Annotated in this window: 12 protein-coding genes; 11 read left to right on the forward strand and 1 reads right to left on the reverse strand. The window is 51.4% G+C overall.

Going from position 1 to position 11,244, the window contains the following annotated elements; all coding sequences use genetic code 11:
* Nucleotides 1-111: 111 nt before the first annotated feature.
* From dnaX to IB286_RS05785, 9 genes are all read left to right on the forward strand, one after another.
* Nucleotides 112-2,073: a DNA polymerase III subunit gamma/tau gene (gene dnaX, locus IB286_RS05745; protein WP_190763392.1), complete on the forward strand. Its 1,962-nt coding sequence runs from the start codon at nt 112-114 to the stop codon at nt 2,071-2,073.
* A 9-nt stretch (nt 2,074-2,082) separates the two neighbouring features.
* Nucleotides 2,083-2,406, forward strand: a complete 324-nt coding sequence (locus tag IB286_RS05750; RefSeq protein WP_190763394.1) for a YbaB/EbfC family nucleoid-associated protein — start codon at nt 2,083-2,085, stop codon at nt 2,404-2,406.
* A 39-nt stretch (nt 2,407-2,445) separates the two neighbouring features.
* On the forward strand, nt 2,446-3,048 hold the full coding sequence (gene recR / locus IB286_RS05755) for a recombination mediator RecR (protein WP_190763396.1): 603 nt from the start codon (nt 2,446-2,448) through the stop codon (nt 3,046-3,048).
* Nucleotides 3,041-4,189 (forward strand): ribonuclease D, encoded by a 1,149-nt coding sequence (gene rnd, locus IB286_RS05760; protein WP_190763398.1) that lies wholly within the window; start codon nt 3,041-3,043, stop codon nt 4,187-4,189. Before recR ends, rnd begins: the two co-directional genes overlap by 8 nt.
* Nucleotides 4,186-4,458 (forward strand): YcgL domain-containing protein, encoded by a 273-nt coding sequence (locus IB286_RS05765; RefSeq protein ID WP_190763400.1) that lies wholly within the window; start codon nt 4,186-4,188, stop codon nt 4,456-4,458. The genes rnd and IB286_RS05765 overlap by 4 nt, the downstream gene beginning before the upstream one ends.
* A complete protein-coding gene (locus IB286_RS05770; protein ID WP_190763402.1) occupies nt 4,455-4,904 on the forward strand; it encodes a YcgN family cysteine cluster protein in 450 nt (149 codons plus the stop codon). Before IB286_RS05765 ends, IB286_RS05770 begins: the two co-directional genes overlap by 4 nt.
* 10 nt (nt 4,905-4,914) lie before the next feature.
* Nucleotides 4,915-5,280, forward strand: coding sequence for a hypothetical protein (locus tag IB286_RS05775; RefSeq protein ID WP_190763403.1), 366 nt, complete (start codon nt 4,915-4,917; stop codon nt 5,278-5,280).
* A gap of 100 nt (nt 5,281-5,380) precedes the next feature.
* Nucleotides 5,381-6,226, forward strand: coding sequence for an AAA family ATPase (locus tag IB286_RS05780; RefSeq protein WP_190763405.1), 846 nt, complete (start codon nt 5,381-5,383; stop codon nt 6,224-6,226).
* Between the two features lie 3 nt (nt 6,227-6,229).
* Nucleotides 6,230-7,405: a vWA domain-containing protein gene (locus IB286_RS05785; RefSeq protein ID WP_190763407.1), complete on the forward strand. Its 1,176-nt coding sequence runs from the start codon at nt 6,230-6,232 to the stop codon at nt 7,403-7,405.
* Nucleotides 7,406-7,411: 6 nt separating this feature from the next.
* Here the strand turns inward: IB286_RS05785 and IB286_RS05790 are convergent, their stop codons facing one another.
* Nucleotides 7,412-8,260, reverse strand: a complete 849-nt coding sequence (locus IB286_RS05790) for a tRNA pseudouridine(65) synthase TruC (protein WP_190763409.1) — start codon at nt 8,258-8,260, stop codon at nt 7,412-7,414.
* Nucleotides 8,261-8,434: 174 nt separating this feature from the next.
* On the opposite strand from IB286_RS05790, the gene IB286_RS05795 reads away from it, so the two are divergent.
* Both IB286_RS05795 and IB286_RS15690 read left to right on the forward strand, forming a co-directional pair.
* Nucleotides 8,435-8,902 carry an SRPBCC family protein gene (locus tag IB286_RS05795; RefSeq protein WP_223826138.1) on the forward strand — a complete coding sequence of 156 codons (468 nt, stop codon included), beginning with the start codon at nt 8,435-8,437 and terminating at the stop codon, nt 8,900-8,902.
* Between the two features lie 124 nt (nt 8,903-9,026).
* A complete protein-coding gene (locus tag IB286_RS15690) occupies nt 9,027-11,204 on the forward strand; it encodes an acetyl-CoA hydrolase/transferase C-terminal domain-containing protein (RefSeq protein ID WP_190763413.1) in 2,178 nt (725 codons plus the stop codon).
* The last annotated feature ends 40 nt before the right edge of the window (nt 11,205-11,244 follow it).

Here is an 11,244-nt window from a genome sequence, read left to right on the forward strand (position 1 = left end):
TAATGGCTTTATTGCGTGCTTTCCTTTTCTGGAAAAGCTGCTCTAGTGTATCCTTCACTCCTCGCAATTTATTGCAGATACCGATTTTAAATAGCAGAACAGCGGGTATTAATGAGTTATCAGGTACTGGCGCGAAAGTGGCGTCCTAAAACCTTTCGGGAAATGGCCGGGCAGGGACATGTGCTCAAAGCGTTAATTAATGCGCTGGATCACGATCGCCTCCATCACGCCTACCTTTTTACCGGCACCCGCGGTGTGGGCAAGACCACCATTGCTCGTATTCTGGCGAAATGCCTTAACTGCGAAACCGGCGTCAGCTCTGAGCCTTGCGGCCAATGTCCGTCTTGTGTGGCGATTGCGGAAGGGCGCTTTGTCGATCTGATTGAAGTTGATGCTGCTTCGCGTACCAAGGTCGAAGACACCCGTGAACTGCTAGACAATGTTCAGTACGCACCCACCGCCGGGCGTTACAAGGTTTACCTAATCGACGAAGTGCATATGCTCAGTAGCAGCAGTTTTAATGCACTGCTGAAAACCCTGGAAGAGCCACCGCCACATGTGAAATTTTTGCTGGCGACCACCGATCCTCAGAAAATTCCCGCGACCATCCTGTCTCGCTGTTTGCAGTTCAGCCTGAAAAATCTCAGTGCGGAACGCATTGTCGACTACCTGAAAACCGTTCTTGAACAAGAAATGGTGGCCTACGACGAGCCCGCCTTGTGGCTGTTGGGTCGCGCTGCGGATGGCAGTATGCGCGATGCCTTGAGCTTGACGGATCAGGCGATTGCTTTTGGCTCAGGTAAGCTTGGTGAATCCGATGTAGGCCAGATGCTGGGCACCATTGATCACGGTGCGGTTTACCGCTTGATTGAGGCGCTTGCCCAGCGCGACGGTGCGCAGTTATTGGCGATTGTTGCTGAGCTGGCCGAGTTGGGCGTAGATTTTGCGGCGGTTGCTACAGAATTACTGACCGTGTTACACCGTTTGGCGATCGCCCAAACCGTACCCGAGGGGCTGGATAATAGCCTTGGCGATCGGGAACGCTTGCTAACATTAGCGGCCAGCCTTACGGGTGAGCAAGTTCAATTCTATTACCAAATGGCACTGAACGGACGCCGTGATCTTGGCTTGGCGCCGGATCTGCGAGCGGGCCTAGAAATGTTATTGTTGCGCATTCTGGCTTTTTGTCCGCAAGGCGTACTGACGCCACCGCAGGAACCCATTCATGCAGGGCAGGGGGCTGCCAGCCCCGCAAAAAAGCCGGTTAGTGCACCGACTGTTGGTGCGCCGCCAGATCGTCCTCAAACCAATAACCCTGCTGCTGATGATGCTCGCGCCGCAGTGCTTGCTCAGTTTGATGCTAAACCTTCAAAGCTCGAACCTTCAAAGCATGAGCCTTCTGCGTCCGAGCAATTTGGGCGCGAGTCGCCATTAGCGGAGCCGTCTAGTGCGTCGATAACTTCGACCGCGACACAGCAAACTCAATCGGTGGTCAGTGAGCCGGAGCGCGCAATAGAAAGTGCGCCCGCGCTAAATACTGCCTCTCCAGAACCGGTCTCTCCAGAACTGGCCCCTCCAGCATCAGTTGAAGCGAAGGCTATAGCACCTTCTGACGCTGAGGCTCCTTCTGAAGCTGCGGCGCCTTCTGAAGCTGAGGCGCCGGTGGAAAAACTCGCCTATGCGCAGCTCACAACCATTACTTGGCGAGAACAGTTTTCCAGTTTTGCTCTGTCGGGTATGTTGGGTAGCGTGGCTAGCCACTGTCAGATTGCGAGCAAGGAAGATACCCAGCTTCGCTTTGTGATCAGCGAAAGCAACACCGGGCTGCTCAACGATCAGCACCCGCTTAAGCTGGCTGAACAGCTTGGCGAATACTTTGAGTTAGAGCTTAAAGTATTAATTGAAGTTGCTGATTTTAATGAGGAAACGCCTTTCGAATATGCGCGTAGACGGCAGCAAGAAAAGCTGGCCGAGTTGCGCAGCGATATAGAAAACAACCCGCAGGTAAAGCGACTGCTGGTAGAATTTGATGCCCATCTCGAGCTGGATTCCCTGCGGTTGGCGGAGTCTTGAGGAACAAATATGAAAGCAGATTTGAATGATTTAATGAAAAAAGCGGCTGAGATGCAGGAAAAAATGCAGAAGGCGCAAGAGGAACTGGCCAATAAAGAAGTGACGGGTGAAGCCGGTGCCGGTTTGGTGAAAGTCATCATGACCGGGCGCCATGATGTGCGTCGGGTCACTATTGATCCCAGCTTGCTGAGCGAAGACAAGGAAATGTTGGAAGACCTGTTGGCAGCAGCGGTAAACGATGCGGTGCGTCGGGTTGAAGCCAATAACAAGGATCAATTGGGCGGAATGTTGTCGGGCATGGGTATGCCGGGCGGCTTCAAAATGCCGTTTTAATTCAATATCTCCAATTCCTGTATCCAAGCGATCAATGGTATGAGCCAGTTTAGTCCCCTGATTGACGAGTTGATTGAGGCACTTCGGTGCTTGCCGGGTGTTGGCCCCAAATCCGCTCAGCGCATGACCTTTCAACTGCTTGAACGCAATCGACCCGGTGCCCAGCGTTTGGCCTCAGTATTGGCCAGAGCAGCGGAACAAGTGGGCCACTGTAGAAGTTGCCGTACTCTGACCGAACGAGAAGAGTGCCCCATTTGCGCCGATTCCAGGCGCGACCAGCAAACCATCTGTGTGGTGGAGTCGCCCGCTGATGTGTTGGCTTTTGAACAGGGCGGCGATTATCGGGGTTTGTATTTTGTTTTGATGGGCCGCCTTTCTCCCATTGACGGTATCGGGCCGGAAGATATTGGCGTTGATCTGCTGGTGGAGCGCGTGAAAGCCTTGGGAGTGAGTGAACTCATTCTGGCAACCAACCCCACTGTTGAGGGGGAGGCCACCGCCTATTTCATTAGCGAACAAATGCGCCGCCTAGGGGTGCCGGTGAGCCGTATTGCTCATGGTGTCCCCCTTGGTGGTGAGTTGGAATATGTGGACAGTGGCACGTTAGCCCACGCATTAAAGGGACGGCAGCGTTTTGAGTAAGCTGGTCGAATATCACTATATAGAAAGCAATGATGCCTTGGCGGCGATTTGCCAACGTTGGATAAACGTCGATTACCTTTCGATTGATACCGAATTTATTCGCCGCGATACCTTCTATCCCATCGCGGGCCTGCTGCAATTGGGTGCCGAAGGCGAGTGTGCGCTCGTTGATCCTCTGACGATTACAGAATGGTCGCCGCTGATTGAATTGCTGACCGCACCTAATGTGATCAAATTGATTCACTCTTGCAGTGAGGATCTTGAGGTCTTTCAGCGCCTGCTGGGCTGCTTGCCTAAACCCTTATTAGATACTCAGATTGGTGCGGCGATGGCGGGCTGGGGCTTTGGCCTAAGCTACCAAAATCTGGTCTTGCATGGGCTGGGACTTTACGTTGATAAAGGTGAGACCTGCTCCGATTGGTTACAGCGCCCGCTAACTGAAAGCCAGTGTGAATACGCCGCGCTGGATGTACTGTATTTACAGCGCATTGCACCAAAACTTTGCCAAGCCCTTGAGCAGCAGGGGCGATTTGGCTGGTGGCAGGAAGAGTGCGACCGTCTTATTAATCAGGCCGAAAATCCTGCGCCTTTAGCGGATTACTATCAGCGCATAAAAAATGAATGGAAGTTGCGTCCTCGGCAGCGCCTGAGTTTGCAAATGTTGTGTGAGTGGCGCGAACACGAAGCTCGCCGCCGGGATATTCCGCGCGGACGTATTTTGAAAGATCAAATTTGTTTTGATATTGCCTTTCGTCAGCCTCGAGATGCGGGCTCTCTCTCGCGTATAAAAAATATTCCGCCAGCGGCGGTGCGCCGTGATGGTGAAACTATTTTGGCCTTGCTCGAGCAATCTCAAGCCGATGAACAAACGGGCTTGCCGGCAGTGAATACACCCTTGAATGGCCCCCAAAAAGGCCTGTTTAAAGATCTGCGCCAATTTGGTGAGCAGCGGGCGGAAGCCCTTGGCTTACCCGTTGAACTGCTAGTACGGAAACGTGATTTGGAGGCCTTGGTGCAGGAAAAAATCTTGCCTGCGGGCCTTTCGGGTTGGCGAAAGCCCGTGATGGGTGATGCCCTACTTGAGCGTATGCAGCAGGGGGCGGGTTCAGAGCGCGGCCTATTGGAGAATAATCAGCCATGAAACGCATTTGCAGTGTTTTTCGCAGCGCTTCCCATGAGGGGATGTACCTTTATGTGGATAAGGCTGAAGCGCTTACCCGTGTCCCCGAGCCATTATTAAAACGCTTTGGTCGCGCTGAACATGCCATGGTGTTGCTGCTTGATGCAGAGAAAAAACTGGCGCGTGCCGATGCCGCAAAGGTCTTAGAGGCGATTGCCGAGCAGGGTTTTTATCTGCAATTACCGCCTCAGGCAGAGGTGTTAAACCCTCGGGAAGATCGCCCAGAATGACAGCGCAACCCCGGTTTTGGGAGCAAAAATCCCTGTCGGAAATGAGTGAGACCGAATGGGAGTCACTCTGCGATGGCTGCGGAAAATGTTGTTTGCATAAGCTGGAAGACGAAGATACCGGCAAGGTCTACTACACCAATATCGCCTGTCGATTACTGGATTTAAAAACCTGCCGTTGCAGTGATTATGCGAATCGCTTGGAGCAGGTACATGACTGTGTGCAGCTCAAATCGGAAGACGTTGCCCACTTGGGTTGGCTGCCGGAAAGTTGCGCCTATCGCCGGGTTTCCGAAGGGCGAGGCTTAGAGAGCTGGCATCCGCTGATTTCCGGTGACAGTGTGTCAGTGTTGCGGGCCGGGCAGTCCATTAAAAAGCGCTGTGTCAGTGAACTTGAGGTCGGTGAAAATGAAGATTATCAAGACTACATTGTGCGCTGGGTAAAATAAGGAAAGATCGATGAATCCCGAAGACGTGAAATTTGCCTGGCAAATTTATCTGGCCGTTGGTGGCGTAGCAGTATTGTTGTGGGCGCTATTAATCTGGAAGCTGAAAGTCACCGGTCTCAAAGTGCTGTTGATTCTGATGGCGGTTGCATTCCTGTTTACACCCGTCGCCCACCCAGATGTAGAGGGCTTGTTGGTACCGGGTAGTGTTGCCATGGTGATGCATTGGATGAGTCATGGTTTAAAAGAAACCGTGCCCATTTTACTGGTGATGGGGTTTGCCCAAATTGGCGCAATCGTGCTGAGCTTAGTATTTGTATTGCTGCGTCATCAGTGGTTGAAGAGACAGCCTGAAGTTTCGGCCACCGCCAATAACTAAACAGTGCTGTTTAGTCAGCTCTGCCATTAGCGTATACTTGCGCACTAGCTAATTTTGAATGTCTGGGTGTGATTGCTCCCAAATTTACAGGTCGAGAACAATGAAATTTACTGGAACCGAATCCTACGTCGCTACCGAAGACTTGAGCATGGCAGTGAATGCCGCGGTGACCTTGCAGCGTCCGCTGCTGATTAAAGGCGAGCCGGGCACAGGTAAAACCCTGTTGGCTGAGCAAGTGGCCTCCGCCATGGGGAAAAAACTGATCCAGTGGCACATCAAGTCCACGACCAAAGCCCAACAAGGCTTGTACGAATACGATGCCGTGTCGCGTCTGCGCGATTCACAGTTGGGTGATGACAAGGTTCACGATATTGCCAACTACATCAAGCGCGGCAAGCTCTGGGAAGCCTTTGCGGCGGATGAGCAAGTGGTATTGCTAATCGACGAGATTGATAAGGCTGATATTGAGTTCCCGAACGACCTCTTGGTCGAATTGGATCGTATGGAGTTCTTTGTTTACGAGACTGGCGAAACCATACGCGCGAAACATCGCCCAATTATCATCATTACCAGTAACAACGAAAAAGAACTGCCAGACGCCTTTTTGCGTCGTTGCTTCTTCCACTTCATCAATTTCCCTGATCGCGCCACCATGCAGGAAATTGTGGACGTGCATTACCCGAATATTGCCAAAGAGTTGGTGCAGGAAGCGCTGGAAGTGTTTTTTGAAGTGAGACAAATTCCCGGTCTTAAGAAAAAACCTTCAACTTCTGAGCTGATTGATTGGCTGAAACTGCTGATGGCGGATGAAATTCCCGACGAGATTTTCAAAAACCGCGATGCCAGCAAAGCCATTCCGCCACTGTATGGCGCGCTGTTGAAAAACGAGCAGGACGTTCAACTATTGGAACGTCTGGCGTTTATGCACCGTCGGGAAAGCCGTTAATCCATGTTGGTTCAATTCTTCTACGGGCTGCGCAACACCGGCGTGCCGGTGACCATTCGCGAGCTGTTGGATTTGCTCGCCGGACTCGAGGCGCGTTTGGCGTTTCTCGATCCGGATGAGTTTTACCAGCTGGCTCGGGTCTGCATGGTCAAGGATGAAAAATACTACGACCGTTTTGATAAAGCCTTTGCCGCTTACTTTAGTGAGCTGGAAAGTCTGGACGATGTGATTGAGGCATTGATCCCCGATGATTGGCTGCGCACTGAGTTTTTGAAGCAACTCAGCGATGAGGAAAAAGCCAAAATCGAATCGCTCGGTGGGCTGGATAAGCTGATCGAAGAGTTTAAAAAGCGCTTGGAAGAACAGAAAGAGCGCCATGCCGGTGGCAATAAATGGATCGGCACTGGCGGCACCTCGCCCTTTGGTCACAGTGGTTATAACCCGGAAGGGATTCGTATCGGCGGTGAAAGCCGCAATAAGAAAGCGGTGAAGGTCTGGGAACAGCGCCAGTATCGCGATCTCGATGACGGTATCGAGCTGGGTACGCGCAATATTAAAGTGGCGCTGCGTCGCTTGAGAAAATTTGCTCGCACCGGCGCGACCGAAGAGCTGGATATTGACGATACCATTGCCTCAACCGCGCGTAACGCCGGTCTGCTTGATCTGAAAATGGTGCCCGAACGCCACAATGCGGTGAAGGTGTTGCTGTTTTTTGATATTGGCGGTTCGATGGATCCCCACGTTAAAACCTGTGAAGAACTCTTTTCTGCGGCCAGCAGTGAGTTCAAGCACATGGAGTATTTTTACTTCCACAACTTCATTTATGAGTCAGTGTGGAAAAACAATATTCGCCGCCACAATGAGCGCACGCCATTGGCGGACATTCTGCATAAATACAGCGCTGACTATAAAGTGATCTTTGTTGGTGATGCCTCCATGTCGCCCTATGAGATTGTTCAGGCCGGTGGCAGTGTCGAACACTGGAACGAAGAGCCGGGCATTTTTTGGATGCGTCAGATCTTAGAAACCTTCAATAAAGTAGTGTGGATTAATCCGGTATCTCCCCAGGAGTGGGGCTGGACTCAATCTATTCGCATGGTTGAAGAGATCATGGAAGGGGAAATGTACCCGCTGACGCTTGCTGGCCTAGAAGGTGCGATGGGAGCATTGGCTAAGTAAGCCGAGTCACTTTTCCGGGTGGAATGTCTTTTCCACCCGATCCTGCCAATCAAAACGTTTCAATAACTGATAAAAACAATCATCCAGTGGCGCGTTGATGATCATACTTGCGCCAGTGATTGGGTGATCAAACTTCAGTTGCTGGGCGTGAAGCAGTAGCCTCGGGCAGTTCAGCTCGGTCGCAAAATAGCGATTGTGTCGCCCACGGCCGTGTTTGGCATCGCCAATAATCGGGTGTGAAATATGCTTTAAATGGCGCCGGATTTGATGGCGGCGACCGGTTTCTGGTTCTACCTCAACCAGCGAATAGCGCGATTGCGGATAGGTTTCAATTTCCACATCTAATACGGTTTTCGCCAAACAGCGGTAATGGCTAATGGCGTCTTGGGCGGGTGCGTCCTCTTGCCGCTTTATTCGGCTGTCGGGGTCCTCGCGCAGGGCGTGGTCTATCGTTCCCTGATCCGGGCAGTGGCCGCGTACAACGGCTAAATAGGTTTTGCTGAGCTGATGCTGCCGAAACGCTTCGCCCATCTTAGAGGCCGTGTCTTTATCCAAAGCAAATAACAATACGCCGGAGGTGGGTTTGTCGAGCCGGTGGGCGGGATAAACACGTTGGCCAATTTGATCGCGCAACAACTGAATTGCAAAGCGGGTTTCGTGGCGGTCAATTGGGCTGCGGTGAACTAATAGACCGCTGGGTTTATTAATCGCAATCAGTGAGTCGTCACGGTAAAGAATCTCTAACGATTCGGTTTCGACCAAGGTATTTCTATTGTGTTCTTCCGTGCCCCCATCTTTGGCGATAGTGGTCTCTGAGGACAGGATGGAAGGCCTTTCAGATGAAGAGTTTGTCATCTTTGCGTCTAAATCTTGTTCGAAAAATCAGGCTGGTGTTAGATTGTTCCTATTATGGCTTATTCCGAATAAGTTTGGCCGGTTTTACAGAAGATCGCGTCTGAAATCTAAGCATACGCAGATAAGATAATTGAGGTTGTGTACGTGTTGCGTTTGGCTTGTACTCCAGTTGATATGACATTTTTTGAGCGCGCTCCCTTTGTCTATGTGGCAGAGGAGGAGATCGCGGTGAGCTCAGAAACCCTATTCAGTTCTCTGCAGAGCGCTGAAGATTGGCCGTGCTGGGCAAAACCTATTCAGAAAGTGGAATGGACGTCTCCCCAGCCCTTCGGTATTGGCACCACGCGTACGGTATTTATGAGTGGCGGTATGACCGGCTATGAAGAGTTTATTGCCTGGGAGCGCGGCCGCGAGATGGCGTTTTGCTTTACCCATTGCAGCAAGCCCAATGTCGATTCTTTTGCCGAACGCTATGAAATTACGCCCTTGGCGGAAGATCGCTGTCGCTTGGTTTGGACAATGGCGATGAAGCCCAAAGGTGTCAGCCTTGTGATCATGCCAGTGGTGAGTCCGCTGCTGCGTATAGGCGTAAAAAGTATGCTGCGTTCACTCAAGCGTATGCTCGAAAAGCGCGCTCGCTAACCGAGCTCCTTAATCGCGACGCCTTACCCCGCACCTAAAATCTCGCCTGCCTTGACGTAGTACGATCTCGCTAGCTAGTGTCTATAAATGAATTTTAAAAAGGACATAAGCAATGGCGTCTCCTGTGAGCGATGGGTCTCCAGTAGGTAATGGCGGCGAGGCGGAAATACATTATGAGCAATGTGTTGATCGCATTCTCGCTGAACTCGGTACGGATATTCGAGTGGCTTTACCCCTCGGTTTGGGTAAGCCGGTCGGCTTGATGGATGCGCTGTATCGACGGGCCACGAAAGATTCCACTATTTCTTTGCAAATCCTCACTGCACTAAGTTTGGAAAAACCTTCTGAGCATGACCCCATTCGTCAGCGCTTGTTAAATCCTGTGTTTGACCGTCTGTTTGGAAATTATTGCGAGCCTCAATATTTAACTGATCAACGCAATGGGGCCTTGCCAGACAATATAAAAGTCCACGAATTTTATTTTAAAGCGGGCAGCCGTATCGGTAATTCCTCAGCCCAAGCGGATTATATTTCTTCAAATTACAGTCACGCCGCACGCGATGTGGCGGCGAGAGGTGCCAATGTGCTTATGCAGTTGGTCGCCCGTGATCCACAGCGGCCGGGAAAATTGAGCGCCAGTTGTAACCCGGATACCTCAGCCGAGCTAAAACGGCGCCTGCAAATGCTGGGACGCAAGCATTTGGCGATCGCAATTGTGCATCCTGATTTGCCCTATATGTACGGCGATGCCGAGTTAGCTGAAACCGAATTTGATCTGGTAATGGAGCAGGCAGGGCAGGGGCAAGCCTTATTTCCCGTGCCGCGCTTATTGCCCATCCCGGCGGCAGATTACGCCATTGGTTTAAATGCTAGCACCTTGGTGAAGGATGGCGGCACCTTGCAGCTGGGTATCGGTGCGATGGGGGATGCCATTGTGCAGTCGATAATATTGCGTGATCAGAACAACGCCGCGTATCAGCAATTGTTAGAGCGCTTTGCAGTGCTGAAAAACAATGCGCCACTGGTTGCAGCGGTGGGCGGTACGACGCCTTTTGAGCAGGGCTTGTATGCAGCAACGGAAATGTTTGTTGAAGGCTTTCTGCATTTGTATCAGGCGGATATTTTGCGTCGTCAGGTGTTTGATTTTTGGGCGCTGCAAACCCTGATCAATACCGGGCTCTGCGATCCCCAGCATTTAATTGCCGAGAACCTAACACAACTTGCTGAGCTAGGCGTTCGCGAATTGCGCGGCAAGGATTTTGAAGTACTGCAATATCACGGATTTTTCCGGGACGATTGCCGCTATGCAGAGGGGCAGCTTTATAGCGCAAGCGGTGAATCCTGTTTTGCCAATATGGCCAATCCGGTGAGTCAGCAATTTATGGCTGAACACTGCCTCGGTAAATCGCTGCGCAATGGCTGTGTTTTGCACGGTGGTTTTTTCCTTGGCAGCCAATGGTTTTACGATTGCCTGCGCGAAATGCCCGCTGAACAACGTCAGCAATTGGCCATGTGTGGCGTGGAAAAAATCAATCAACTCGATTTAAATCCGCGCCTGTTCCGCGCTCAGCGCCGAGACGCGCGATTTATTAATACCGGTTTGAATATCACACTTAACGGTGCGGTGGCGTCAGACACACTGGAAAATGGGCAGGTGGTTTCCGGTGTGGGTGGCCAATACAATTTTGTGGCTATGGCCCATCAGCTTCAGCCGCAGCTCGATGAGGCCGCCGCCAGTAGTGGTGATGGTCGTTCGGTATTAATGATTCGCGCCAGTCGCGTTCAGAATGGTCAGGCCGTCTCCAATATTTTGCCGCAATACGGCGCTTGCACAATTCCGAGGCATTTACGCGATATTGTGGTGACCGAATACGGTATTGCGGATTTGCGCGCCAAAACCGATGGCGAGGTTGCTGCGGCGTTGATTGAAATTGCCGACTCCCGTTTTCAAGCCGATTTGATTAAGGCTGCTGTGGCGGCGGGGAAATTGAGCCCGAGCTATCAACTGCCGGTTTCTCGGCAACAAAATTATCCCCACATTATTTCTGCAAAGGTCGCTGAGTCATCAGCGCAGCTTAAGCCCTATCCCTTTGGCTGTGATTTTACGGAGCAGGAGTTGGCGGCGGCGCGTTGCTTAAAAGGTATTGCTAGCAGCACGACCGGACAAAAAATAAAAGCGTTAATAAAGTCCTATGGAGTCCGCTCTGAACAAGCGGCGCAAATTATTGCGCGGCTTGGGCTAGAGGGCGAAAAGGGCGTTAAAAGCTATTTACTACGGCAATTGATAAAAGGATCTACATAAAACATAGCTAGAAATGAATCAATATAGTGCGTTTGCACAA

This window comes from Spongiibacter pelagi, assembly GCF_014705705.1.
GTDB classification, from domain to species: Bacteria; Pseudomonadota; Gammaproteobacteria; order Pseudomonadales; family Spongiibacteraceae; genus Spongiibacter; species Spongiibacter pelagi.